Source organism: Blautia sp. Marseille-P3201T (genome assembly GCF_900120295.1).
In the GTDB taxonomy this organism is placed as follows: domain Bacteria; phylum Bacillota; class Clostridia; order Lachnospirales; family Lachnospiraceae; genus Blautia.
The window spans coordinates 194,142-218,610 of sequence record NZ_LT635470.1 but is presented as its reverse complement, the minus strand read 5'-3'; the positions used below and the strand labels follow the sequence as shown (position 1 = coordinate 218,610).

26 protein-coding genes are annotated in these 24,469 nt (G+C 37.1%); 4 read left to right on the top strand and 22 right to left on the bottom strand.

Annotated elements, in window-relative coordinates:
* Nucleotides 1–80: 80 nt before the first annotated feature.
* The 4 genes from BQ7352_RS09385 to BQ7352_RS09370 all read right to left on the bottom strand — a co-directional run bounded on the left by BQ7352_RS09385 (nucleotide 81) and on the right by BQ7352_RS09370 (nucleotide 4,122).
* The gene (locus BQ7352_RS09385) at nucleotides 81–908 is read right to left on the bottom strand and encodes an amino acid ABC transporter ATP-binding protein (RefSeq protein WP_072448970.1); all 828 of its coding nucleotides are present in this window, start codon (nucleotides 906–908) and stop codon (nucleotides 81–83) included.
* Complete coding sequence (locus BQ7352_RS09380; RefSeq protein WP_072448969.1) at nucleotides 892–1,602, bottom strand: amino acid ABC transporter permease; 711 nt, start codon at nucleotides 1,600–1,602, stop codon at nucleotides 892–894. The genes BQ7352_RS09385 and BQ7352_RS09380 overlap by 17 nt, the downstream gene beginning before the upstream one ends.
* A gap of 16 nt (nucleotides 1,603–1,618) precedes the next feature.
* Complete coding sequence (locus BQ7352_RS09375; protein ID WP_072448968.1) at nucleotides 1,619–2,491, bottom strand: transporter substrate-binding domain-containing protein; 873 nt, start codon at nucleotides 2,489–2,491, stop codon at nucleotides 1,619–1,621.
* 149 nt (nucleotides 2,492–2,640) lie between these two features.
* Nucleotides 2,641–4,122, bottom strand: coding sequence for a L,D-transpeptidase family protein (locus BQ7352_RS09370; RefSeq protein ID WP_072448967.1), 1,482 nt, complete (start codon nucleotides 4,120–4,122; stop codon nucleotides 2,641–2,643).
* A 160-nt stretch (nucleotides 4,123–4,282) separates the two neighbouring features.
* On the opposite strand from BQ7352_RS09370, the gene BQ7352_RS09365 reads away from it, so the two are divergent.
* Complete coding sequence (locus BQ7352_RS09365; protein WP_072448966.1) at nucleotides 4,283–5,194, top strand: radical SAM protein; 912 nt, start codon at nucleotides 4,283–4,285, stop codon at nucleotides 5,192–5,194.
* Nucleotides 5,195–5,284: 90 nt separating this feature from the next.
* On the opposite strand, the gene tpiA is transcribed toward BQ7352_RS09365, so the two are convergent.
* The 3 genes from tpiA to gap all read right to left on the bottom strand — a co-directional run bounded on the left by tpiA (nucleotide 5,285) and on the right by gap (nucleotide 8,529).
* Entirely contained in the window at nucleotides 5,285–6,034 is a 750-nt protein-coding gene (tpiA, locus tag BQ7352_RS09360; RefSeq protein WP_022239937.1) for a triose-phosphate isomerase, read from the bottom strand.
* Nucleotides 6,035–6,209: 175 nt separating this feature from the next.
* The gene (locus tag BQ7352_RS09355; RefSeq protein ID WP_072448965.1) at nucleotides 6,210–7,403 is read right to left on the bottom strand and encodes a phosphoglycerate kinase; all 1,194 of its coding nucleotides are present in this window, start codon (nucleotides 7,401–7,403) and stop codon (nucleotides 6,210–6,212) included.
* 106 nt (nucleotides 7,404–7,509) lie between these two features.
* Nucleotides 7,510–8,529: a type I glyceraldehyde-3-phosphate dehydrogenase gene (gene gap / locus BQ7352_RS09350; protein WP_039924906.1), complete on the bottom strand. Its 1,020-nt coding sequence runs from the start codon at nucleotides 8,527–8,529 to the stop codon at nucleotides 7,510–7,512.
* 239 nt (nucleotides 8,530–8,768) lie between these two features.
* On the opposite strand from gap, the gene BQ7352_RS09345 reads away from it, so the two are divergent.
* Nucleotides 8,769–9,569 carry a histidinol-phosphatase HisJ family protein gene (locus BQ7352_RS09345; RefSeq protein WP_072448964.1) on the top strand — a complete coding sequence of 267 codons (801 nt, stop codon included), beginning with the start codon at nucleotides 8,769–8,771 and terminating at the stop codon, nucleotides 9,567–9,569.
* A gap of 69 nt (nucleotides 9,570–9,638) precedes the next feature.
* Here the strand turns inward: BQ7352_RS09345 and BQ7352_RS09340 are convergent, their stop codons facing one another.
* The 6 genes from BQ7352_RS09340 to BQ7352_RS09315 form a co-directional block, all read right to left on the bottom strand.
* Complete coding sequence (locus tag BQ7352_RS09340) at nucleotides 9,639–9,818, bottom strand: DUF7723 family protein (RefSeq protein WP_242948570.1); 180 nt, start codon at nucleotides 9,816–9,818, stop codon at nucleotides 9,639–9,641.
* A gap of 4 nt (nucleotides 9,819–9,822) precedes the next feature.
* Complete coding sequence (locus BQ7352_RS09335; protein WP_072448962.1) at nucleotides 9,823–10,092, bottom strand: DUF7724 family protein; 270 nt, start codon at nucleotides 10,090–10,092, stop codon at nucleotides 9,823–9,825.
* Between the two features lie 143 nt (nucleotides 10,093–10,235).
* Nucleotides 10,236–11,321: a tRNA 2-thiouridine(34) synthase MnmA gene (gene mnmA, locus BQ7352_RS09330; protein WP_072448961.1), complete on the bottom strand. Its 1,086-nt coding sequence runs from the start codon at nucleotides 11,319–11,321 to the stop codon at nucleotides 10,236–10,238.
* Complete coding sequence (gene nifU / locus BQ7352_RS09325; RefSeq protein ID WP_003019964.1) at nucleotides 11,321–11,761, bottom strand: Fe-S cluster assembly scaffold protein NifU; 441 nt, start codon at nucleotides 11,759–11,761, stop codon at nucleotides 11,321–11,323. Before nifU ends, mnmA begins: the two co-directional genes overlap by 1 nt.
* Before the next feature lie 24 nt (nucleotides 11,762–11,785).
* Entirely contained in the window at nucleotides 11,786–12,970 is a 1,185-nt protein-coding gene (gene nifS / locus BQ7352_RS09320; protein WP_072448960.1) for a cysteine desulfurase NifS, read from the bottom strand.
* A gap of 18 nt (nucleotides 12,971–12,988) precedes the next feature.
* Nucleotides 12,989–13,441, bottom strand: a complete 453-nt coding sequence (locus BQ7352_RS09315) for an RrF2 family transcriptional regulator (protein WP_072448959.1) — start codon at nucleotides 13,439–13,441, stop codon at nucleotides 12,989–12,991.
* Nucleotides 13,442–13,573: 132 nt separating this feature from the next.
* Between BQ7352_RS09315 and BQ7352_RS09310 the strand changes: the two genes are divergently transcribed.
* Together BQ7352_RS09310 and BQ7352_RS09305 are read left to right on the top strand one after the other, a co-directional pair.
* Nucleotides 13,574–14,902, top strand: a complete 1,329-nt coding sequence (locus BQ7352_RS09310) for a polysaccharide biosynthesis protein (RefSeq protein ID WP_072448958.1) — start codon at nucleotides 13,574–13,576, stop codon at nucleotides 14,900–14,902.
* A gap of 99 nt (nucleotides 14,903–15,001) precedes the next feature.
* Nucleotides 15,002–16,033, top strand: coding sequence for a 3-deoxy-7-phosphoheptulonate synthase (locus BQ7352_RS09305; RefSeq protein ID WP_072448957.1), 1,032 nt, complete (start codon nucleotides 15,002–15,004; stop codon nucleotides 16,031–16,033).
* Between the two features lie 68 nt (nucleotides 16,034–16,101).
* Here the strand turns inward: BQ7352_RS09305 and xerD are convergent, their stop codons facing one another.
* From xerD to spo0A, 9 genes are all read right to left on the bottom strand, one after another.
* Nucleotides 16,102–16,986 carry a site-specific tyrosine recombinase XerD gene (xerD, locus tag BQ7352_RS09300; RefSeq protein ID WP_072448956.1) on the bottom strand — a complete coding sequence of 295 codons (885 nt, stop codon included), beginning with the start codon at nucleotides 16,984–16,986 and terminating at the stop codon, nucleotides 16,102–16,104.
* Between the two features lie 180 nt (nucleotides 16,987–17,166).
* Nucleotides 17,167–17,736 (bottom strand): stage II sporulation protein M, encoded by a 570-nt coding sequence (locus BQ7352_RS09295; protein ID WP_072448955.1) that lies wholly within the window; start codon nucleotides 17,734–17,736, stop codon nucleotides 17,167–17,169.
* 92 nt (nucleotides 17,737–17,828) lie between these two features.
* Nucleotides 17,829–19,337 carry a ribonuclease Y gene (gene rny / locus BQ7352_RS09290; RefSeq protein WP_442855669.1) on the bottom strand — a complete coding sequence of 503 codons (1,509 nt, stop codon included), beginning with the start codon at nucleotides 19,335–19,337 and terminating at the stop codon, nucleotides 17,829–17,831.
* Nucleotides 19,338–19,502: 165 nt separating this feature from the next.
* On the bottom strand, nucleotides 19,503–20,126 hold the full coding sequence (locus BQ7352_RS09285; RefSeq protein ID WP_072448953.1) for a regulatory protein RecX: 624 nt from the start codon (nucleotides 20,124–20,126) through the stop codon (nucleotides 19,503–19,505).
* A gap of 12 nt (nucleotides 20,127–20,138) precedes the next feature.
* Nucleotides 20,139–21,206 carry a recombinase RecA gene (recA, locus tag BQ7352_RS09280; RefSeq protein ID WP_200791389.1) on the bottom strand — a complete coding sequence of 356 codons (1,068 nt, stop codon included), beginning with the start codon at nucleotides 21,204–21,206 and terminating at the stop codon, nucleotides 20,139–20,141.
* A gap of 306 nt (nucleotides 21,207–21,512) precedes the next feature.
* Entirely contained in the window at nucleotides 21,513–21,770 is a 258-nt protein-coding gene (locus BQ7352_RS09275) for a spore coat protein (protein WP_072448951.1), read from the bottom strand.
* A gap of 13 nt (nucleotides 21,771–21,783) precedes the next feature.
* Nucleotides 21,784–21,969, bottom strand: coding sequence for a hypothetical protein (locus BQ7352_RS09270; RefSeq protein ID WP_072448950.1), 186 nt, complete (start codon nucleotides 21,967–21,969; stop codon nucleotides 21,784–21,786).
* A gap of 86 nt (nucleotides 21,970–22,055) precedes the next feature.
* Nucleotides 22,056–23,501, bottom strand: coding sequence for a glycogen synthase GlgA (gene glgA / locus BQ7352_RS09265; RefSeq protein WP_072448949.1), 1,446 nt, complete (start codon nucleotides 23,499–23,501; stop codon nucleotides 22,056–22,058).
* A 110-nt stretch (nucleotides 23,502–23,611) separates the two neighbouring features.
* Entirely contained in the window at nucleotides 23,612–24,406 is a 795-nt protein-coding gene (spo0A, locus tag BQ7352_RS09260; RefSeq protein WP_072448948.1) for a sporulation transcription factor Spo0A, read from the bottom strand.
* Nucleotides 24,407–24,469 lie beyond the last annotated feature (63 nt).

Here is a 24,469-nt window from a genome sequence, read left to right as displayed (position 1 = left end):
CCGATTTCTCATTTCATGTTGTTACCAAAGGTATTCTATCACGAAATAGGAAATCGGTAAATGCTTTTTTCTATAATTTTCTAAGACAACACCTTAGACAAGAATTCTTTTGCTCTCGGTGTCTTTGGATTTTCGAAAAATTCTTTCGGTGTACTGTCCTCTAAAATTCTTCCTTCATCCATAAATAAAATTCGGTTGGCAACTTCTTTGGCAAATCCCATTTCATGAGTAACAATAATCATAGTCATGCCTTCTTTTGCCAGAGCCTTCATTAAATCCAATACTTCTCCTACCATTTCAGGATCAAGAGCACTGGTAGGTTCATCAAAAAGGATAACATCCGGGTTCATTGCCAGAGATCGTACAATAGCAACCCTCTGCTTTTGACCGCCTGATAAAGTAGAAGGATAAACATCCGCTTTATCTTCCAGTCCAATTCTCTTTAACAAATCCAGAGCCTGTACTTTTGCTTCTTCACGGATTTGTGCTTTTGTAGTAGTAATAGGAAGAAGTTCTTTCTTTTGAGAAGAGAATACATTCTTCACTTTTGTCACAAAATTTTTTCTCTTTGCCTGGCTTAATTCCTGACATTTTACATGTACCGGCGCCATCATAATATTTTGAATAACTGTTTTATTGTTAAAAAGATTAAAATGCTGGAAAACCATCCCCATATGGCGACGATGAATATTGATATCTACTTTCATATCTGCAATATCTACACCATTAAAGATAATACTTCCGCCAGTCGGGTCTTCCATACAGTTTAAACATCTTAAAAATGTACTTTTTCCAGAACCTGAAGGTCCAAGGACAACCATAATATCACCTTTGTTTACTGTGACATTGATATCCTTTAAAACCTGAACATGATTAAAATCTTTTTTCAAATTAATTACGTCTATCACTCTTTTTCAGGCTCCTTTCTAATAATTTTACCAACAGAGAAATAATCAGTACCAAAACAATGTAAATCAATGCCATCACCAGATATGGTACCATAAATTCATAGCTGTTGCTTCCAATATAACTAAATGCCACATACAAGTCAGCAGCACCGACAAAACTTACAATAGAAGTTTCTTTAATTAAGGAAATAAATTCATTTCCCAGGGTAGGCAGAATATTTTTTACTGCCTGTGGAATTACAATTTTCACCATACTTACACTAAAGCTTAATCCCACTGCTCTTCCCGCTTCTAACTGTCCGGCATCCACAGATTGAATTCCGCTTCGCATAATTTCTGAAATATAAGCTCCACTGTTTAATCCGAAAACTGCCATGGCGACTACTTCTCCGGAAGTGCGAATTCCCATGATTGGAAGAAGAACATAGTAAAACACCAACAGCTGTACTACCATAGGTGTTCCTCTGAATAACGCCACGTAAAAACTGCAAATTCCATTTAAAATTCTGGGCAGACGCTTATATTTAGGAAGGACTCTGACTGTAGCAATCAGAGTACCAATCAAAATACCTACAATTAAACCTACTACGGCAATCATCAAAGTATTTTGCAGACCTTCCACAACTTTCACATAACCATTCTGTTCCAGAAAAATTTCCATAAATTTATTTATTTTCTGTTCAAAGTTACCCATTTCTTCACCTTTTCACTTACTGCATTTCATTGATTGCTTCTGTGATACATTTAGCAGGAGCAGCATCTACCAATACATATCCAATATTTCCGTTAATTAAGTCCTGTACTGCTAAAGAGCTGTTTTTGTAAGTAACACATTTAGCAGGAAGTCCCGGAAATCCCCATTCTTCATCACCTTCAATGTAATACTGACCTGTTGTTCCTGCCTGTACACCGATACTGTCAGACTCTTTTAATTCATTTAAAAGCTTTTCTACATCTGCTGCTTCTTTACAATCATCAAAAGTTGTATTGTCACTGGATACGATTAAACGCTGAGAAGCTTCATAATAAGTATCGGAAAATGTCACCTGTTCTGCTCTTTCTTCATTTACAGTCAGACCAGCCATTGCAATATCACATTTTGACTGTCCTACGGATAAACAAACCGCATCAAAATCCATATTCTGGATTACTAATTCCTGATTTAATTCTTCTGCAAGAAGAGACGCAATTTCCATATCAATTCCGTAATATTCATCGCCTTTTGTAAATTCAAATGGTTCAAATGCTGCATTTGTAGCAACTACCAGCTGATCCTTTGATGTATCCAATTTCGCGGATTTTACAGCTGTAGGTTCACCATCTGAAAAATATTTTTCGCAGATTTCATCTAAAGTTCCATCTTCTTTGATTTTCGCAATAAAAGTATTTACCTGTTCTAATAATTCCGGCTGTTTTTTGTCAACACCAAAAGCATACTCCTCATCTGTCAAATCAATATCAATGATTTTTGCTGTTTTTTTGCCTTCGCTCTTTTCGCCACCATCTTTCTTGTCACTTCCACAAGCTGTCATAGACATTGCCATTAATGCTGCTAATACTGTTGCTAATAATTTCTTCTTCATAATCTATCCTCTCCTTTTATTCATTTCTTTTGCATATTTTGTATATTTATTCATCTGTTAAAGGATTATATCAGCTCTTTCTCTATTTGGCAAGTCTTTTTTTCAACTTTTTTATTTTTATCTCTATATTTATTCATTTTCTCTGTATATCAATACACTACAATCGGTGTATTAACTTCAATATTCTCATAAATAGTGCGTACATTATCCAATGGTGTATTAATACATCCATGTGAACCATTTGTCAGATAAATGTCTCCTCCAAAGCTGCTTCTCTTTGTCAAATCGTGAATTCCCACACCTCCATTAAAAGGCATCCAGTAATTCACCGGTTCTTCATAATCAATACTTCCATCCGGTTTCTTGCCTACTAAGGTAAACGGACTGGCTTTATCCTTTAATCTCCACACACCGCCCTTTGGTGTACCATGGCCCTTATTGGGATTTCCCGTAACAACAGGAGTATCTACCAGACAGGTTCCGTTTTTATAAAACCACATACGTTGCTGATCAATGGATATTTCCACGTATGTACCATTAATATCATTTCCTTCATGTGTCTGTCCTTTATATAGCCAAGTTGGCTCAATCTCTCCACTTTGACCTGCATTTAATGCAGCAATCAGCGCATCCGTTGTCTTATCCTGCCATACTCTCCATCCATAATCACCGGTAGTCAATCGCACTGTTCCTCCCCCTGTGGTTTTAAAATCGCGAGGTTTCCCATAAGTATTATATTTTTCTGACCAACCGATAACTACAGGTTTTACAAGATTAATATCAAATGTATAAGTTCCATCCTCCCCTTTTACCATCCAGGATTTTATCATATCTCTTGTAACTGTCTCCGTTCCATTTCCAAAGTTCACAGTAATCTGTGTTGCAGTAATTTTATTTAACTGTTCTGCTTCTTTTATTAGATTTTCATCGTTTTGCAGTACAGAGGGTTTCAAATAACATTCTTCCTCTGTCAAAGAAATTTCCTGTTTTCTCTCATCTACCGCCTTTTTTATAACTGCCAGCGTTTTTTCTTTATCCAGAGCAGTTCCTTCTACTTCCGGTACAACCTGATAAGCCGTACCATCATCTTCTACCTTTGCATCCTGTGGCTGAGTCATATTCTCATCCTGCATACATGTCAGCTGATTGACCGCTTCAGCAAAACTAGCCTGGTCATAAGAATGTTCTACCGAAATTTTATAAGTCTGCTCTTTAAAAATCTGCATAGGCCATAACCATGAATTCTGTTTTTCTTTAACTTTATCCAATTTTTTATCATCCTTATATTGAAGTTTAATCGTATCGCCACTAATAACTTCTGCTTTATCATCCTTTTCTTTGATTGTGAGAGAATAATCTTCTGTTTTTTTCCTTACAACTTCTTTAATATCTTCTACTTTTTCTCCTCCGCAAGAATTCCCATTAATAACAGTCCCCGGATAGAACCTGTCCTGATAATATACAGCCAGTGATACATAGCCAACCAGCAGACATATTACCACTCCTCCTGCAACACCCCCTAAGATTTTTGCAGTTTTTTTGTTATTTTTACTTCCCTGTTCTCTTTTTATTCTCTGATCGGCTTTCTTTAAACTTTTTAATTTTTCTCTGCTGTTTTTTCTATTATTCATCAATAAACTTCCTTTTCAAAAATACATCCTTATAAGTTACATTTGTTTTCATTTTACTCCAAAAAAAGGCAAAATAAAAGCTTTTTATCCCCTCCTCTTGCAATCCTCATACTTTTTTAATATTATTTATAATATGTTTACTGAAAGGAAATATTTTTGTATGAATTCATTATTAGATACCTCTTGCTGTCAACTCTGTCCCAGAACTTGTAAAGTTAATCGCCAACTTGCAACAGGTTTTTGCGGTTGTACAAATGAAGTAAAAGTTGCCAGAGCTGCTCTGCATATGTGGGAAGAGCCCTGTATCAGTGGTAAAAAAGGCAGCGGTACTGTTTTCTTTTCCGGATGTACTTTAAAATGCTGCTTCTGTCAAAATTTTCAAATCAACTGTGAAAATTTCGGAAAAATATTATCTGCATCACAACTCAGTGAGGTGTTTTTAAAACTTCAGGAGGAAGGCGCACATAATCTTAATCTGGTTACTCCTACTCAATACCTTCCCTTTATTATAGAAGCTTTAGATAAAATAAAATCAGTTCTTTCTATACCAGTCATATATAATTGCGGAGGTTATGAAAGACCTGAAATCATTTCACTTCTGAAAGATTATGTTGATATTTATATGCCTGATTTAAAATACTACGATACTTCTTTATCCTTTTCATATTCTAAAGCAAAAGATTACTTCTCCTTTGCTTCAAAAGCCATCCTTAAAATGGTACAGCAAACAGGAGCTCCAGTATTTAATGAGGATGGTATTTTACAAAAAGGTGTACTTATCCGCCATCTGGTTTTACCGGGATGCAAAGAAGACTCTGTCAAACTTTTAGAATGGCTAAGTGAAACCCTGCCTAAAGGCAGCTTTTTATTAAGCCTTTTAAGTCAATATACACCTGTTTATAAAGCCCATGAGTATCCAAAAATCAATCGAAGGATAACAACTTATGAATATAACAAAGTTCTAGATAAAGCCATTGCTTTAGGACTTGATCAAGGATTTATGCAAGAAAGAAGCAGTGCGTCCTCTCTGTATACTCCATCCTTTCATTTAGAAGGTCTTGATACAAAATAATATTTTACATAAACAGAAAAGAACCGGAAGATTTCCTTACTGGAAAACTCCGGTTCTCTTATAATCAATCATTTTAATTTGGAATAATTCTTATTTGTAATTTACAATAGAACCAAAATCTGGTTTTAATGCTGCGCCACCAACTAATCCACCATCAATATCCGGCTGAACGAATAATTCCGGAGCTGTTGCAGCATTTACAGATCCGCCGTACTGAATACGAATTGCTTCTGCTGTTGCTTCATCGTAAACTTCTGCGATACATTCACGAATTGCTTTGCAAACTTCCTGCGCCTGCTCTGTTGTAGCTGTTTTACCTGTTCCAATTGCCCAGATTGGCTCGTAAGCGATAACTGCTTCTTTTGCCTGTTCTGCTGTAATTCCCTGGAAACCAACTTTTACCTGCTGACGGATAAAGTCCATAGTAACACCCTGTTCTCTCTGTTCCAGAGTTTCACCGCAGCACATAATTGGAGTTAAGCCATGTTCAAATGCTTTCAGCATTTTTTTGTTAATATCTTCGTTTGTTTCACCGAAGTATTCACGTCTTTCGGAATGTCCTAAGATAACATATTTAACGCCTGCATCTACCAGCATGTTTGGAGAAATTTCTCCTGTGTATGCACCTTTTTCTTCAAAGTACATATTTTCAGCACCCACCTGAATGTTGCTTCCTTTTACAGCTTCTACAACCGGTACAATGTCAATAGCAGGTACGCAGAATACAACGTCTACTTCTTCATTTGCTACCAGTGGTTTTAATGTGTTTACTAATTCAACTGCTTCGCTTGGTGTCATGTTCATTTTCCAGTTACCAGCGATAATTTTTTTTCTTGCCATTGGAATGACCTTCTTTCTCATTTTATAATTGTATTTTCGGCTCGCTTTCGTTAAGTTGCTTTTCTGGTATCTTCTCTCAACTAACCTCGCCTTTTGGCTCGCTAAGGTTCGAGAAGGGCCTCGCACTAAACTCAATCTTCGCCTTTCGGCTCGCTTTCGTTAAGTTGCTTTCGGCCTACTTATCGTTTGCTGCAGCAACACCTGGTAATTCTTTTCCTTCCAGGAATTCCAGAGAAGCGCCGCCACCTGTAGAGATATGTGTCATTTTATCACCATATCCTAAGATGTTTACTGCTGCCGCAGAGTCACCGCCACCGATGATTGTTGTAGCATCTGTATCAGCAAGTGCTTTTGCAACTGCTGCTGTACCATGTGCAAAGTTTGGCATTTCAAAGCATCCCATTGGTCCGTTCCATACAACTGTCTTCGCATCTTTTACAGCATCTGCAAAGATTTTTTCTGTTTCAGGTCCGATATCCATACCTTCCCAGCCTTCTGGAATTTGTCCGCTGCCTACAATCTGAATATTGCAGTCGTTAGAGAATGCATCACCAATTCTATGGTCAACAGGAAGAAGAAGTTTCACTCCTTTTTCTTCTGCTTTCTTTTTCATTTCTAATGCATAGTCTAAATAATCGTCTTCACATAAAGAAACACCAATGCTTCCGCCTGCTGCTTTAGAGAAAGTATAAGCCATACCTCCACCGATGATTAAAGTATCTACTTTATCAAGCAGGTTGTTGATAACAGAAATTTTGCTGGAAACTTTTGCTCCTCCAAGGATAGCAACGAAAGGTCTTTCCGGATTATTTACTGCATTTCCTAAGAAATCAATTTCTTTCTGCATTAAATATCCAACCACTGCTGTATCAACAAATTTTGTTACTCCCACGTTAGAGCAATGTGCTCTGTGAGCTGTACCAAATGCATCATTTACAAATACTTCGCAAAGAGATGCAAGTTCTTTAGAGAATTCCTCACCATTTTTTGTTTCTTCTGCGCGATAACGTGTATTTTCAAGTAAAATAACTTCGCCATCTTTCATTGCTTCTACTGCTGCCTTTGCGTTTGGTCCTACAACTTCAGGATCCGCAGCGAATTTAACTTCCTGACCTAATAATTCAGATAAACGTTTCGCAACTGGTGCTAAAGATAATTCCGGTTTTGGTTCTCCCTTTGGTTTACCAAGGTGTGAGCATAAGATTACTCTTCCGCCATCTGCAATTAATTTTTTAATAGTAGGAAGTGCAGCTACCAGACGATTTTCATCTGTAATTTTACCTTCCTGTAATGGTACGTTAAAGTCACAGCGAACCAGGACTTTTTTTCCTTTTACGTTAATGTCGTCAACTGATTTTTTATTAAGCATTGAGAAATGCCTCCTTTTTCTTATTTTCCCGTCTTTCTTTTATATAGACGAAAAGGGTCCGGTCCACAATAGACCGGACCCTTATTGAGCCTTATAATACCCGAAATTATTTGTTTAATAATTTTCCGAAGTATTTGATTGTTCTAACCATCTGGCTTGTGTAAGAGTTTTCATTGTCATACCATGATACAACCTGAACTTCTGTTGTGCCGTTATCTAATGGAAGAACCATTGTCTGAGTAGCATCGAACAGAGAACCATATCTCATACCAACGATATCGCTGGATACGATTTCGTCTGTATTATATCCGAAGGATTCTGTGGATGCTGCTTTCATAGCATTGTTGATTTCTTCAACTGTTACGTTTCCTTTTACAACTGCTGTTAAGATAGTTGTAGAACCTGTTGGTGTTGGAATACGCTGAGCAGCTCCGATTAATTTTCCGTTTAATTCAGGAATAACTAATCCGATAGCTTTTGCAGCACCTGTGCTGTTTGGTACGATATTTACTGCTGCAGCACGAGATCTTCTTAAATCACCTTTTCTCTGTGGTCCGTCAAGTGTCATCTGATCACCTGTGTAAGCGTGAATTGTACACATAATACCAGACTGAATTTCTGCTAAATCATTTAATGCTTTTGCCATTGGAGCTAAGCAGTTTGTTGTACAGGAAGCTGCAGAAATGATGTTATCATTTTCTGTTAATGTTTCATGGTTTACATTGTAAACGATTGTTGGTAAGTCATTTCCTGCTGGAGCAGAAATAACAACTTTTTTAGCACCTGCATCGATATGAGCCTGAGCTTTATCTTTAGATGTATAGAAACCTGTACACTCAAGAACTACGTCTACACCGATTTCTCCCCATGGAAGTTCAGCTGCGTTTGCTTTTGCGTAAATTTTGATTTCTTTTCCATCAACTGTGATGAAGTCTTCACCTGCTGTTACTTTATCAGCTAATTCGTATCTACCCTGAGTAGAGTCATATTTCAGTAAGTGAGCTAACATTGCTGGAGATGTTAAATCGTTGATTGCTACGATTTCAAATCCCTCTGCTCCGAACATCTGTCTAAATGCAAGACGACCAATACGTCCAAAACCATTAATTGCTACTTTTACTGCCATGATTTTTATTCCTCCTAAAAGTGATTGATTTAATGTGAGTTCTTTAATAAAATACATGTACTTTGTTAAAGAAACATCAACCTTGTTCATATTGTACCTGTTTTTATCCAAAAATTCAAGTCTATTTTCAAATTTCCTGCGGTTTCATGCTTTCTCACTTGAAATTGCTTCTGTTTTGCCTTTATAATGAAAGAAAAGCAAAGAATTTTTCATATTATTTTATACGAAAGGAAAAACTTATGTACTATGATTTCCATCTCCATTCGGATTTTTCCGAAGACAGCACCAGTCCTATGGAGGATATGATAAAAGAAGGAATAAAACAGAATTTAAAAGGCATGTGTTTTACGGAACATACCGACTTAGATTTTCCCGGAAATAACTTTACTTTTCTAACAGATTTAGCTGCATACGAAGAAACTTTTTTACAGTTAAAAGAAAAATACCATTCTCAAATCAACCTTTATTTTGGTCTGGAAGCAGGATTGCAGCCCCACTTAAAAGAAGAAATACCGGCGCTTTGTGCTTCCAAAAGCTTTGATTTTATCATAGGCTCTACACATCTTGCTGACCGTTTAGATCCTTACGAAGCCGTTTTCTTTGAAAATCGTACAGAAGCACAGGCATATCAGCGTTATTTTGAAGTGCTTCTTAAAAACCTTCAAACTTACTCCTGTTTTGACACCTGTGGACACATTGATTATGTGGTTCGCTACGGCCCGTCCAAAAATGCACATTATTGTTATAAAAATCATGCCGATATCTTAGATGAAATTTTAAAAACACTCATAGATAAGGGAATTGGTTTGGAATGTAACACAGCAGGCTTTAAATACGGTCTGGGACAGCCACATCCTTCCATGGAAATTTTAAAGCGTTACAAAGAATTAGGCGGCGAATTGCTCACTTTAGGCTCTGATGCCCATGCTCCCTGCCATATTGCCTATGATTTCCAGAAGGCTTCCGACCTTTTAAAAGCCTGCGGTTTTCGATACTATACAATTTTCAAAGAGAGAAAATCGGAATTTATTCCTTTATAAAAGTTTTCAATAACTATTGGGATATTTTATCTTCTATACCCCAATAGTTATTCTCCATAAAAACCATTATCACTTTTTTCCGCCCATTTCATATTCAATGTCATCCATACTTGTCTCTAAAATTTCTCCATTTTCATTCAAAACTGCTGCTTTATTTGTATCTTTTAGGTTAAGTACCCTTATATTTTTTCCTGCTTTGGTAAATGCGTATCCATTCACAATTATTTCTGCATCCTCTGCTATTTTCATAACATCACACATATTCAATCCTCACCTTCTGAATTGGTTTTAAGAAATCTTCCGTATCAAAATATAAGTTTTCAAGAATTGGAATTAAATCTATATACTCCTCTTCCTCCTCGTGCCCTTCATATTTAGCCATAACAACTAAATATCCCTTATCCCATTCAATTACTTTCGTATATCGTTCAAGTCTTGGAGATGTTCTAAAACGGATATTATGACTATTAAACCGAAAAGATGTGAACATTCTGTCACTACTTAATATCGCCTCATTCTTCATATTAACTCCACCACCTTAATTTACGTTTCCTAAAAATATTATAACACCCAATGAATGTTATTTCCATACATTCTGCGTATCCGTTTAAAGACAGAAAAAGGCACTCTCTACAAGTGCCCTTTTCCCATTCTCTCTATATTCTCTCATGCTTTTCCTAAAATAATACCGCCTCCGGCTACATACTCTCCATCATAAAAGACCACTGCCTGTCCCGGTGTAACTGCCCTTTGAGGTTCACGGAAAATAACTTTTACTTTTCCTTCTCCCAAATTTTCCAGTGTGCATACTGCTCCCGGATGATTGTAACGAATTTTTGCAGTAAATTCTTTTCCTTCTTCCAGATGGTCTATTGCCATGAAATTTACTCTGTCACAAACCAGATCTGTCACAAATAAATCTTCATTTTCTCCAATAACCACCTCATTAGTATCCGGTCTTATTTCTGTCACAAATACAGGATGCCCCATAGACAGATTTAATCCTTTTCTCTGCCCGATAGTATAATGGATAATTCCTTTATGTTTTCCGATTACGGTACCATCTTCCAAAACATAATTCCCTTCTTCGATCCTTTTTCCTGTGCTTTCTTCAATAAATCCCGCATAGTCATTATCCGGTACAAAACAAATTTCCTGACTGTCCTTTTTATGTGCCACCGGAAGTCCTGCTTCCTGAGCAATCTGACGAATTTCTTCTTTTGTATATTCTCCTACCGGCATCAGTGTTCTGGAAAGCTGCTCCTGTGTAAGATTATACAAAGCATAAGTCTGGTCCTTTTTTGCCGTTACCGAATTTCGAATGGCATATCTTCCATTTGGAAGCTGTTCTACTCTGGCATAATGTCCTGTCGCAATATAATCTGCTCCAATATCCAGACTTCTCTTTAAAAGAGACTCCCATTTTACATAGCGATTACATGCAATACAGGGATTGGGAGTTCTGCCCTCCAAATATTCCTGATTAAAATAATCAATGACTTTTTCTTTAAATTCTTTTCGGAAATTCATAACGTAATAAGGAATATCTAAAATCTGAGCAACACGTCTGGCATCATCTACAGCGCTTAATCCACAGCAGCCACCGTTTTCTTCCTGAAACTCATTGTCTTCCTCCTGCCAAATCTGCATAGTCACTCCGATTACATCATACCCCTGCTTTTTCAGCAGATAAGCTGCCACAGAAGAGTCAACACCGCCGGATAATCCTACAACGACTTTCTTTCCACTCATTAATATTCTTCCTCGTCTTCTTCATCTTCATGGATATCTGATTTTGGTTTGGAAAGACCTTCAATTTTAATTCCATGCTTTTCTGCATAGTCCCACAGTGCTGCGTGAATTGCTTCTTCTGCCAGCAGAGAACAGTGTACTTTTACCGGTGGAAGTCCGTCTAAAGCTTCCATAACAGCTTTATTTGTAACTTTTAAAGCTTCCTCAATGGTTTTCCCTTTTACCAGTTCTGTTGCCATACTGCTTGTGGCAACGGCTGCACCACATCCGAATGTCTTAAATTTACAGTCCTGAATGATCTGATTATCATCAATATCAAGATAAATTCTCATAATATCGCCACATTTTGCATTTCCTACTGTTCCTACTCCACTGGCGTTTTCAATTTCTCCTACATTTCTTGGGTTCTGAAAATGATCCATAACTTTTTCGCTGTACATAATATTTTCCTCCGTTTTTTTCTTTTATTTGTTCTGTTTTTTTACAAAATCTTCGTATAATGGTGATAAATCACGTAGTTTTCCAATAATTTCTTTTAACTGCTCTAATGTATAATCTAAATCTTCTTTTGTGGTATCTTCTCCTAAAGTCAATCTTAAAGAACCATGTGCAATTTCATGAGGCAGACCGATTGCCAGTAATACATGAGAAGGATCTAAAGAACCGGATGTACATGCAGAACCACTGGAAGCAGCAATTCCTTTCATATCCAGCATAATCAGCAAAGACTCACCTTCTACAAAACGAAAACTCAGATTAATATTATTCGGCAAACGTTTTACAGGGTCGCCATTTAATTTTACATAAGGAATTTCTTTTAACACTCTGTCGATAAAGTAATCTCTTAATTCTCTTTCTTTTGCAGTACGAACTTCCATGGTTTCTGCTGCCCTTTTCGCTGCCACACCATAACCCACAATACCCGGAACATTTTCTGTACCTGCACGTCTCTTTCTTTCCTGTGCACCTCCATGTACGAAAGAACGGATTTTTACGCCCTTACGAATATATAAAAATCCAATACCTTTTGGTCCGTTAATTTTGTGTGCGCTGGAACTAAGCATATCAATGTTCATTTCATCTACATCAATAGGCACCTGTCCAAATGCCTGAACAGCATCTGTATGGAATAAAACTCCATGTTCTTTCGCAATCATTCCAATCTCTTTTACCGGTTCAATAGTTCCAATTTCATTATTTGCAAACATAATGGAAATCAAAATTGTTTCCGGACGAATTGCCTTTTGTAATTCATCCAGATTTATCAGACCATTCTCATCTACATCTAAATATGTGATTTCAGCACCTTTCTTTTCCAAATATTCACAGGTGTGTAAAATGGCATGGTGTTCAATCTTTGTAGTAATAATGTGATTGCCCTTTTTGCTGTATGCTTCAAACGCAGCTTTTAATGCCCAGTTATCCGCTTCGCTTCCTCCTGCCGTGAAATAAATCTCATCTGTTTTTGCCCCTAAAACTTTTGCAATTTCCTCTCTTGCAGTGGTAATCGCCTCTTTACTTCTTTGTCCCACTTCATAAATACTGGAAGCATTTCCATAATTTTCTGTAAAATATGGAAGCATGGCATCCACAACTTCCTGAGAAGTTTTTGTAGTTGCTGCATTGTCCAAATAAATTCTTGTTTTCATATCTCTCATCTCCTATATTTAATCACATTTCTGCACTTTAATTTGCCCTTTTTCGCGAGCCCTACGGCTCTCCTCTACTAATTGACTGATTTTTATGGAGTCTACTGTTTCCTGAATACTTTTGTTAATCTCCTGCCAGACATAACGGGTAACACATAAATCTTCACCCTGACAATGTTCATTATTTCCCGCTCCACAGGATACCGCCTCAAGGCTTCCCTCCAAAGCTCTTAACACATCTCCCACGGAAATTTCTTCCGCCTGTTTTGCCAGACGATAGCCACCCTGAGCGCCTCGTTCGCTGACAACTAAACCAGCTTTTTTCAACTTTCTCATAAGCTGTTCCAAATAGCTGTCTGAAATATTTTGTCTGTTAGAAATACTTTGTATGGAAACAGCTTCCTCATCACTATATAATGCTAAGTCGATTAACGCTCTTAAGCCATATCTTCCTTTTGTAGAAAGCTTCATTCTATCGCCTCTTTTCAATTCCGACTGTTTTACTCTGATTTCTAATCTTGAAGTAGAATAACACCTTTCCTTTGTTCTGTCAAGCTCATTTAAAGAATATATTATGAAAAAAGAAAAAATAAGGATTTCATCATGAGCAACCGAAACTTTCTTTTAAAAGGTACACTTCTTTTGACACTTTCCGGCTTTCTTACAAAAATCATCGGCTTTATTTATAGGATATTCCTTTCGCAAAAAATTGGTGCACAAGGTATGGGAATTTACCAGCTTATTTTCCCCATTTACACCTTATGTTATGCTCTTGCCGTAGGCGGCATACAGACAGCCATATCCCGCCTTGTGGCAGCAAAAGCTGCTTTAAAAAATGAGCAGGGCGCCCGTGATGTTTTTCTGTTATCCGCCTCCCTTGCCACTACAATTTCTGTCATTACCGGATTTTTCCTATATCGTCACGCAAACTGGTTTGCCATACATCTTCTATTAGAAGAACAATGTACCCCTCTTTTAAAAATATTGGCGACTTCTGTACCTTTTGGAGTTTTCCATTCCTGCGTCAATGGATATTACCTTGCCAGAAAAAAACTTTCTATTCCTGCTACCGCTCAACTTATTGAACAATGCTTCCGTGTAGCAGCTTCTTTTCTCCTTTTTTCTATCTGGTCAGAAAAAGGAATTGCAATCACACCAAAGCTGGCTGTCTTCGGTCTGCTTGCCGGGGAACTGGCTGCATGGGTATTTACCGGATTTATGATTTTATGGGACTTCTGCAAAGGCCATTACCAGTTCACTTCCATGATAAAACCCTTAAAAGAATTAAAAGCAATTGTGGCACTTTCCCTGCCCCTAACCTGTAATCGCCTTTTGGTAAATATTCTCCACAGTATTGAGTCAGTGCTTATCCCCGGACATTTGCAGCTTTTTGGCCTTGACAATGCTTCCGCACTTTCTATTTACGGCGTATTAACAGGAATGGCGCTTCCTCTTATTCTATTTCCTTCCGCTATTACCAATGCCTTATCTACGGTTCTTCTTCCTTCCGTAGCAGAAAGTCAGGCTTTGGGAAAAAACGAAAATATTCGCAAAAATATTCTTTTATCCATAAAATATTGTTTGCTTTTGGGTTTTTCAGCATTTGTCTTTTTTTACATAGGGGGCAATTTCCTGGGTATTTTACTCTTTAAAAATGAATTTGCAGGAACTTTTATTAAAACCCTGTCTTTTATCTGCCCTTGTCTATACCTATCCGGCACTTTAAACAGCATTCTAAATGGACTGGGTTCTACCAATCAGACTTTCTGGCTAAATACACTTGGATTAGGAATTCGTATTCTTTTTGTATTTTTTATTATTCCTTATTATGGAATTCTGGGATATCTCTGGGGTTTAATTATAAGCGAGCTTTTTATAACCCTGCTGTCTCTTTACTGTTTACGAGACTTTCTTTTTCATCACTCACTTTAAAGTTTTAAACTTTACATTAAAAAAGTATCGACAATCTGTTATTTTTGTATTATAATTTACAAAACGCCAAGGGCAAAAGGTCAACAAAGGAGATTTTTTATGAGCTTCCAATTTATAAAACAGCTTCCGACTCCGGATGAAATCAAAGAACAAATCCCTATGTCAGAAGAACTAAAAAAACAGAAAAGAAAAAGAGATAAAGAAATACAGGATGTTTTTACCGGAGCTTCCGATAAATTTCTTGTTATTGTAGGTCCCTGTTCTGCAGACAGAGAAGACTCTGTATGTGAATATACCAATCGTCTGGCAAAATTACAGGAAAAGGTCTCTGACCGCCTGATTTTAATCCCCAGAATTTATACAAACAAACCGCGAACAACCGGGGAAGGCTACAAAGGTATGCTGCATCAACCGGATCCTGAAGCAAAACCAGATGTTTTGGCTGGCATTCTGGCAATCCGTAAAATGCACATCCGTGCTTTAACTGAAACAGGGCTTACTTCTGCCGATGAAATGCTCTATCCCGATAACTGGCATTACTTATCCGACCTGCTTTCTTACGTTGCCATTGGTGCTCGTTCTGTAGAAAACCAGGAGCATCGTTTAATGGTAAGTGGTCTGGATATTCCGGTGGGCATGAAAAATCCTACCAGTGGTGATTTTTCAGTTATGTTAAACTCTGTTGTTGCCGCTCAGGGAGGACATGATTTCATTTCCAGAGGCTGGGAAGTAAAGACAGAGGGAAATCCTTTAACTCATACAATTTTAAGAGGTGCTGTCAGCAAACATGGGAATACCATTCCAAATTATCATTATGAAGATTTACAGCGTCTTCTGGAAATGTATAACGAAAGAAATCTGGCAAATCCATCTGTTGTCATTGATGCAAACCACTCTAATTCCGGGAAACAATACAAAGAACAAATTCGTATAGTAAAAGAAGTACTCCACAGCCGCCTTGTATCCAAGGATATCCAAAATCTTGTAAAAGGAGTTATGATTGAAAGCTATCTTGTTGAAGGATGTCAGAAAATTGCTCCTGATAATATTTACGGAAAATCAATCACAGATCCATGTCTTGGCTGGGAAGATACAGAAAAACTTATCTTTACTATTGCCGAACTTTGCTAAGTGTTTTTCAGAAATTTAAAAAGTGGAAATAAAAAATGGTTCGCAATGCCAGGGTTGCGAACCATCTTTTATTTTCTGGGATGTGCCTTCATATACACGTCCCTGATTTTATTTACATTCATATTCATATAAATCTGAGTTGTAGATATATCTGAATGTCCCATCATCTCTTGTACACTTTTTAAATCTGCACCATTTTGTACCAGGTGTGCAGCAAAAGAATGCCGCAATGTATGTGGGGTAATATCCTGCTGTATTCCTGCTGATACGGCATAGCTTTTCAAAATTTTCCAAAATCCCTGTCTGCTCATAGACTTCCCTGAGCAATTTACAAACAAGAACTCACTGTCATTTTCCCCTAAGAGTTCTGCTCGCGCCCAGACTATATAAGTTTCTATAGCTCTTTTTGCAGCCGTTCCAAAAGGAATTACCCTTTCTCTTTCACTCTGGCTGCACGTAATATATCCTAATTTTAAATTTACATCTCTCAATGTAAGATGAATTAATTCACTTACCCTAATACCAGTTGCATATAAAAGCTCCAGCATTGCCCTGTCACGGACTCCTTTTGCTGTATTCTCTTTTGGCTGACTCAAAAGCAAGTCCACTTCATCTACAGTCAAAATTCCCGGAACTTTTTTCTCTATTTTTGGCGCCTTTAAGCTCTCTGCAGGATTTTCCTTCCAACTCTCTCTCTGGCAAAAATACTGAAAAAAAGCTCTTATGGAGGCAACATTTCTTGATATGGAAGAAGCCGCAAAATTTTTTCTTTCCAAATACATAATGTAAGAATTCAATACCACAGCAGATACTTGCTTCCATTCAAAAATTCCCTCTTGTTCCAAAAACTGCTCCAATTTTTTTAAATCTCTTTCATAAGATACTTCTGTGTTTCTGGAAGTGCCTCTGGTATTATGTAAATGCTCAATAAACTCCTGTATTTCGCACTTCATATTTCATTCCCCTTCTTTCAGGCATAGTACGATTATATATCAAATGCACTCCAAAAATCAAACCTTATTTTACAAAAAGCCTTATTTTCTCAGCGTTTTCAGCGCTTATACAAGATATCGGAAATTCTTTCTTTTCTATATACTATATATGGTTTTCTCAAATATTAAATTTTTATAAAACTATATCCAATGTTGAAAAATCCAAACCAGAATTTTTTGATTAACATAACTCTCCAGCCAAATCCCCAATAAAATACAGACACATGCGCCCACTCCAAAGAAAATATATGCCTGATAATCTGCTCTTTCTCTTTTTCCTTTCGCCCATGATTTCCTGCTCATACGTATAACAATCCAAAATAATAACAACCATCCCGGCAAATAAAAAATTATCTGAGGCATAGAACAAATAACCCCTATTCCAAGTCCTTTCAACCCATATTCCAGCACAAATAGTGTCAAAAGGTTTCCTCCTAAAAATCCAAACCACAAAAGACTCAGTATAACAGTAAAAGAGCCTATATAAGTCAGCCCAATCAACAACATAAAAAGAAAATAAGCGCCTCTTTGAAACAAGAGATATTTAAACAATACTTCTGCATTTACCAACTCTTTTTGCGCTGCCGTCCCATATATAGCCAAAAGGCCTGAAGAGCATCCTGTTTCTTTAAATAATAGATTTGCTCCTATAATACCTAAAATGAAACCTGCTGCATACCATCCTAAAAGACTTCCTATATTTTTTTTCATACCTTCACCCTGTACAGTTTATGACATACGCAGAAAAAAAAGACCCTTATTATGAAAATAAGAGTCTTTATCGTCTTTAAAAGTCAACGGTATTACTTTGCGTAATCAATTACGCGTGATTCACGAATTATGTTTACTTTAATCTGTCCCGGATATTCCAGCTCAGCTTCAATCTGTTTTGAAATATCTCTGCCCAGAAGCACCATATCTGCATCTGTTACATGTTCAGGAACTACCATAACACGAATTTCTCGTCCTGCCTGAATAGCAAAAGATTTATCAACTCCTTTAAAGGAATTAGCAATGTCTTCTAACTGTTTTAATCTGTTGGTATATGTTTCTAATGTTTCACGTCTTGCGCCTGGTCTTGCTGCAGAAATTGCATCAGCAGCCTGCACAATACACGCAACTAATGAAGTAGGTTCTACATCACCATGATGTGATTCTACTGCATTGATAACAATTTGTGATTCTTTATATTTTTTACATAAGTCCGCACCAATCTGGATATGGGAACCCTCTACCTCATGATCGATAGATTTACCAATATCATGGAGCAAACCTGCTCTTTTCGCCATTCGTATATCCGTTCCCACTTCACCTGCAAGTAATCCTGCAAGCTGTGCTACTTCAATAGAATGTTTTAATGCATTCTGTCCATAGCTTGAACGGAATTTCATACGGCCCAGAAGACGAATAAGTTCTGGATGAATACCATGAACACCAACTTCCAATGCTGCAGCTTCTCCTTCTTCCCGCATCATTGTTTCAACTTCTCTTTGAGCCTTTTCAACCATTTCTTCAATTCTTGCCGGATGAATACGTCCATCTACAATCAGCTTCTCCAGTGCAATCCTTGCAATCTCCCTGCGAATAGGATCAAAACCGGATAATACTACTGCTTCTGGAGTATCATCAATAATTAAATCTACACCAGTCAATGTTTCCAGAGTACGAATATTACGTCCTTCTCGACCAATAATTCTACCCTTCATTTCATCACTTGGCAGCTGTACTACAGATATGGTAGCCTCTGCCACATGATCTGCTGCACACTTCTGAATAGCTGTTACAACATATTCTTTTGCCTTTTTATCAGCTTCTTCTTTTGCCTTGCTTTCTAATTCCTTATAAAGCTTAGCTGTGTCAATTTTTACTTCATCTTCAACAGTTTTCAACAGATAATCTTTTGCTTGTTCGGAGGTCAGACCTGAAATTCGCTCCAGTTCCTGTACTCTCTGTCCTTGTAATTCGTCAACTTTCTTTTCCTTTTTCTTTAATTCTGCTTCCTTTGCTGTGTATTCAGCTTCTCTTTTCTCTAAAGCATCTGCTTTTTTATCAAGAGCTTCTTCTTTTGATAAAACACGTTTCTCATACTTCTGAAGTTCGCTTCTTCTCTCTTTTGTCTCTTTTTCCAATTCATTTTTGGTACGGAGATTTTCTTCTTTTGCTTCTAAGAGAGCTTCTCGCTTTTTCGTTTCAGCAGTCTTCAATGCTTCATCTATAATGCTTCTCGCTTTTACTTCTGCTGTTCCAATAGTTTCTGCATCTTTTTCTGCTTTTTTCTTTACAGAAATATTAGCGGTAACCGGAACTGCAATCAGCAAGGTAAGAGCCACAGCAATAATTGCAATTATTACATAGATTGCCACAGGAGCACCTCCTTATTTAATTTTCATTGTACGAATACAACAGTATAATTTTATACTGAATTCTTTAAAAAGTCAACATAAAAGCGGAAACTAACCTTATGTAATCTGTATAATCTATACAAAATCTTTTTCCCCTTCAATCTCACGAAAAACCGATAAAATATCAGAAGAGGAAAATCCCCTTCTCAACAAAAATCCATACAGTTTTCGTTTTTCTTTTTCATCCATCTCATCCGGATGAGAACATTTCTTTTTAATTAAACTGCGAATTGTATCTTTTGTATTTTCTTCATCTTCTGTTTCCGAAAAAACTTCTGTTATGAATTCTGCCGGAACACCTTTTCGCATTAACTCCATTTTTATTCTGGCTTTTCCTTTTTTTGTTTTTTGAGACTGTATATACATTGCAGCATATCGTTTGTCATCTATGTAATGAAAAGACTCTACATAAGACAGTGCCCTTTGTACTACAATCTGAGGATATCCACTTTCCTGCAGTTTTCTTTCCAATTCCCACCTGGTTCTGTCCATTTTCTGCAGCAAATGCATAGCCCTTAACTTGGCTCTTTTTGTCAGAACCTCATCTACAATTTCTGCATAAGTTTCTTCTTCAATTTCCCTGTCTTTTTCCAGATGATAACGAAACAGCTCACCTTTATATACTACAAAGGCGGGCTGTCCGTCTATTTCAATTTGGAATTTTTGTTTTGTCACAGGTTTAATATCCGTAACAACCATCTATTTTCCCTCTTAAATTTCTTCTGTTTCCTCACTTGTCAAAGTTTTACCGACAGATACGGCATCCTCTGATGAAGCTGCTTCATCAGTGAGTCCGTAATGTGCCCTCACTTTTTGCTCAATTTCTTCTGCAATTTCCGGATTTTCTTTCAGATATTTCTTTGCATTTTCTCTTCCCTGTCCGATTTTACCATCATTATAGGCATACCATGCACCGCTCTTATTGACAATGCCAATATTAGCTGCTAAATCCAGAATATCGCCCTCTTTGGAAATTCCTTCTCCAAACATAATATCAAATTCCGCTTCTTTAAATGGAGGTGCAATTTTATTTTTAACTACTTTAATTCGTGTTCTGTTTCCAACCATTTCTCCGCCTTGTTTTAAAGTTTCAATTCTGCGCACATCCATACGAATAGAAGAATAGAATTTCAAAGCTCGTCCACCGGTAGTAACTTCCGGATTTCCAAACATTACTCCTACTTTTTCACGAAGCTGATTAATAAAAATAACAATACAATTTGATTTGCTGATATGCGCTGTTAATTTTCTCAATGCCTGAGACATCAGACGCGCTTGAAGACCTACATGGGAGTCTCCCATATCTCCTTCGATTTCTGCTTTTGGCACTAATGCAGCAACAGAGTCCACAATAATAATGTCTACTGCACCGGAACGCACCATAGTTTCTGTAATCTCCAATGCCTGTTCTCCATTATCCGGCTGGGAAATATAAAGATTGTCAATATCAACACCGATATTCTTTGCATAAGCCGGGTCTAACGCATGTTCTGCATCAATAAATCCCGCAATTCCGCCTCTCTTCTGTACTTCTGCTACCATATGCAGAGCAACCGTAGTCTTACCACTGGATTCCGGTCCATAGACCTCAATAATTCTCCCCTTTGGAACACCGCCTAAGCCCAGCGCAATATCTAAACTTAAGGCACCTGTAGGTACAGTTTCCACATTCATATTTGCAGTGGAGTCTCCCAATTTCATAATAGAACCTTTTCCAAACTGTTTTTCAATCTGTGCCAAAGCACCATCTAATGCTTTTAATTTATCTTCTTTCACCATCTGTGCCATATTTTTTCTCCTTTTAATCACACTTTCGCATATACGAACTTATGTTCGTTTCTATGTCTCATAATAGTATACTTTTTTCTTCTTGTCAACTGTTTTTATACTTCAGGAACCACTTCCCATCCTACTTTTGTTTTCTTTGAAATATGCAGAGAATACTGCAGCTATGAAAAATTTGATACTGTCTTAATCTGACAGAAAGATATGTACTGCTTTTTCAGTATGCACGCTTTCCGCTTTTCTGTCAAGGTAAATTTATAAAAAGGAGATGTCACAAAGCAACATCTCCCTTTTTATCTCTTATTTCATAGTCGGCTGTGTCAGAATGGAACGCACATGAGCAACTTCCTCAGGTTTTGCACAAGCTGCCGGAACATAGTAACTTTTTGCTCTGGCAATCTGATAAATCTCTTCCTGTGACATTTCACACTGATTTCTCATCTGTTTTAAAGTCTGTTTCAACTGTTGATTTTCTGTCTGTGTAATCATTTCCCCATAACGTACCAATTCTCCGTTAATTCCCACAAGTGTATCTGCTACCATTGTCTTCTCTGTCATTTTTCTACCCCTCCTACTGCAAAAATTGCATTAACTGCTGCTTACTTTCCATTGCAGACTGTGCAGATTTCTGAAAAAACTGCTTAATCTGCGGGTCCTGTGTTTCCTGCGCATAGTCCTGCATTTTGCAATGAGTAGTTTCAAATCCACCAATTAAATGGCGCAAATTCTGTAAATCAAGTACTGAAATATCTGTCATAATCATTTTCCTCCTGTTTTCTTATTCTACCTTCTTAGTATGCCAGGATTTTTAATTTTTATAACAAATACCTCCAGCTGATTTTCTTATCCATTAATCAGCCAATCATACATCTCTTCATACTGTTTTGCAGAGTTTGCCCATGAAAAATCTCTTTCCATAGCTCTGTCTACCAGTTTATTCCATTCTCGTTTTTTATCATAATAAATATGTTCTGCATAACGGATAATTCCCAGCATCTCATGGGCATTATAATTTTTAAAACTAAAGCCTGTACCCGTATTTTCAAACTCGTTATATGGCTCTACAGTATCCTTTAATCCACCTGTTTCACGCACAATAGGTAAAGTACCATATCGCAGGCTCATAAGCTGGCTTAAACCACATGGTTCAAATAATGACGGCATTAAAAAGGCATCACTGGCTGCATAAATTCTGTGGGACAACCCATTATCATAGAAAATATTGGCAGATACTTTGCCCTGATATTTCCAGGCAAAGTGGCGGAACATATTTTCATATCGTTCCTCTCCTGTACCCAAAACAACCAGTTGAATACTATCCTGACATAATTCATCCATTACATAATTTACCAAATCAAAGCCCTTCTGGTCTGTTAATCGTGAAACAACACCAATCATCATAGCTTTAGGATTTTCTTCTAAACCGAGTTCTTTTTGTAATGCAAGTTTATTTTTGACTTTTTCTTTTCTAAAATTCTTTGCATTATAATTCTTCGCAATAAATTTATCTGTCTGAGGATTGTACTCTTCATAATCAATACCATTTACAATACCTCTTAAGTCATTGGCACGTGCCTGCATCAAGCCTTCCAAATGCTCTCCATAAAATTCTGTTTTAATTTCCTCTGCATAAGTATTGCTCACCGTTGTAATAGCATCTGCATACACAAGACCGCCTTTTAACAGATTTGCGTCTTTAAAAGCCTCCAGCTTGTCCGGTGTAAAGAAATGCGCCGGCAGCCCGGTTAATTGTCTTACTGTCTTAATATCCCAAGTCCCCTGGAATTTCAAGTTATGTATTGTCATAACGGTTTTAATGCCTCTGTAAAATTCTCCCTGCTGGAAGCTGTCATTTAAATATACAGGCACTAAACCTGTCTGCCAGTCATGGCAGTGAATAAGATCCGGACGAAATCCAATAACAGGAAGTATAGAAAGCGCTGCTTTTGAAAAGAAAGCAAACTTTTCAATGTCAAAACGGATTTCACCATACGGCTGATATCCGGAAAAATAGTATTCATTATCAATAAAATAGAACTGAATTCCCTCATACTTCATCTGCATAATGCCTACATATTCTCGTCGATATCCAATATCCATATAAAAATGAGTTACATATTCTAACTGATTTTTATACTCTTCTTTCATACATAAGTATTTTGGAATGACCACCCGTACATCATACTCTTTTTTATCAAAACACTTAGGCAGAGCCCCTACTACATCAGCCAGACCGCCTGTTTTTATAAACGGCACTGCCTCGGATGCAACAAACAAAATTTTCTTCACTAAAACACCCTCCTTGTCAGATAAGATATACCTTTTATATCTTGTTTAATCTAACAATATTATACTCCTTTTTTTCTGTAAAGAAAAGTCGTTTTATTGTATCAAATTCTTTATTTTTTGTATTCTAACCGTATTTTATCTGCAATAAGAGCAATAAATTCAGAATTTGTAGGTTTCCCTTTTCCCGTACTGACCGTATAGCCAAACAATTCATCAATCGTATCCATTTTTCCTCTGCTCCAGGCTACTTCTATGGCATGACGAATAGCACGCTCTACTCTGCTTGGTGTTGTCTGATGTTTTTTTGCAATGGTTGGATAAAGTATCTTCGTAATAGAATTCAGCATCTCCATATCATTCACTGACAAAATAATGGCATCCCTTAAATATTGATACCCTTTAATATGTGCCGGTACACCAATTTCATGGATAATATCTGTTACATCTGCTTCTAAATTTCTCTCATAATAACTGTCCGCATTTTCATAAGCATCTACCTTCCGAATATCTCTTTTTCTTCCATCCCTTAGATTACGCACATGCTTAATTCTGGACAATAACATGTTATTATCAAATGGTTTTAAAATATAATAATTGGCGCCTAACTGAAAGGCATCTTCTGTAATCTGTTCTTGTCCTACTGCAGAAACGACAATAAAGGCTGGCTGTTTTTTCAAATTATTATCTTTTCCCACTCTCTCCATAACTGTAAGTCCGTCTACTTTTGGCATAATAATATCCAAAAGTACAACATCCGGTTCTTTTTCTTTAATAATATCGTATATTTCCGCACCATTATTTGCGTGTCCTACTAGTTCCAGCTCTTTATCCTCATTAATCAAATTCCCCAATAAGTCCAACATTTTCTCGTTATCGTCTGCAATAGCGACATTTAACTTCTCCATCAATCTTCCTCCATCAATTTTGTTACAACAACTTCTTCAGAATTTGACGGGCGCCCTTTTCAA

Excerpts from the sequence above, each read along its gene's own strand:
- BQ7352_RS09355 (WP_072448965.1), bottom strand. The coding sequence starts at position 7,403 with ATGCTTAATAAAAAATCAGTTGACGACATTAACGTAAAAGGAAAAAAA.
- spo0A (WP_072448948.1), bottom strand. The coding sequence starts at position 24,406 with ATGGAGAAGTTAAATGTCGCTATTGCAGACGATAACGAGAAAATGTTG.
- BQ7352_RS09270 (WP_072448950.1), bottom strand. The coding sequence starts at position 21,969 with ATGACAGATATTTCAGTACTTGATTTACAGAATTTGCGCCATTTAATT.
- BQ7352_RS09315 (WP_072448959.1), bottom strand. The coding sequence starts at position 13,441 with ATGAAGCTTTCTACAAAAGGAAGATATGGCTTAAGAGCGTTAATCGAC.
- BQ7352_RS09275 (WP_072448951.1), bottom strand. The coding sequence starts at position 21,770 with ATGACAGAGAAGACAATGGTAGCAGATACACTTGTGGGAATTAACGGA.
- tpiA (WP_022239937.1), bottom strand. The coding sequence starts at position 6,034 with ATGGCAAGAAAAAAAATTATCGCTGGTAACTGGAAAATGAACATGACA.
- BQ7352_RS09375 (WP_072448968.1), bottom strand. The coding sequence starts at position 2,491 with ATGAAGAAGAAATTATTAGCAACAGTATTAGCAGCATTAATGGCAATG.
- xerD (WP_072448956.1), bottom strand. The coding sequence starts at position 16,986 with ATGAAGTGCGAAATACAGGAGTTTATTGAGCATTTACATAATACCAGA.
- BQ7352_RS09370 (WP_072448967.1), bottom strand. The coding sequence starts at position 4,122 with ATGAATAATAGAAAAAACAGCAGAGAAAAATTAAAAAGTTTAAAGAAA.
- BQ7352_RS09365 (WP_072448966.1), top strand. The coding sequence starts at position 4,283 with ATGAATTCATTATTAGATACCTCTTGCTGTCAACTCTGTCCCAGAACT.
- BQ7352_RS09310 (WP_072448958.1), top strand. The coding sequence starts at position 13,574 with ATGAGCAACCGAAACTTTCTTTTAAAAGGTACACTTCTTTTGACACTT.
- nifS (WP_072448960.1), bottom strand. The coding sequence starts at position 12,970 with ATGAAAACAAGAATTTATTTGGACAATGCAGCAACTACAAAAACTTCT.
- recA (WP_200791389.1), bottom strand. The coding sequence starts at position 21,206 with ATGGTGAAAGAAGATAAATTAAAAGCATTAGATGGTGCTTTGGCACAG.
- BQ7352_RS09335 (WP_072448962.1), bottom strand. The coding sequence starts at position 10,092 with ATGAAGAATGAGGCGATATTAAGTAGTGACAGAATGTTCACATCTTTT.
- BQ7352_RS09285 (WP_072448953.1), bottom strand. The coding sequence starts at position 20,126 with ATGGTTGTTACGGATATTAAACCTGTGACAAAACAAAAATTCCAAATT.
- gap (WP_039924906.1), bottom strand. The coding sequence starts at position 8,529 with ATGGCAGTAAAAGTAGCAATTAATGGTTTTGGACGTATTGGTCGTCTT.
- BQ7352_RS09295 (WP_072448955.1), bottom strand. The coding sequence starts at position 17,736 with ATGAAAAAAAATATAGGAAGTCTTTTAGGATGGTATGCAGCAGGTTTC.
- nifU (WP_003019964.1), bottom strand. The coding sequence starts at position 11,761 with ATGTACAGCGAAAAAGTTATGGATCATTTTCAGAACCCAAGAAATGTA.
- BQ7352_RS09345 (WP_072448964.1), top strand. The coding sequence starts at position 8,769 with ATGTACTATGATTTCCATCTCCATTCGGATTTTTCCGAAGACAGCACC.
- BQ7352_RS09305 (WP_072448957.1), top strand. The coding sequence starts at position 15,002 with ATGAGCTTCCAATTTATAAAACAGCTTCCGACTCCGGATGAAATCAAA.
- BQ7352_RS09340 (WP_242948570.1), bottom strand. The coding sequence starts at position 9,818 with ATGAAAATAGCAGAGGATGCAGAAATAATTGTGAATGGATACGCATTT.
- mnmA (WP_072448961.1), bottom strand. The coding sequence starts at position 11,321 with ATGAGTGGAAAGAAAGTCGTTGTAGGATTATCCGGCGGTGTTGACTCT.
- BQ7352_RS09380 (WP_072448969.1), bottom strand. The coding sequence starts at position 1,602 with ATGGGTAACTTTGAACAGAAAATAAATAAATTTATGGAAATTTTTCTG.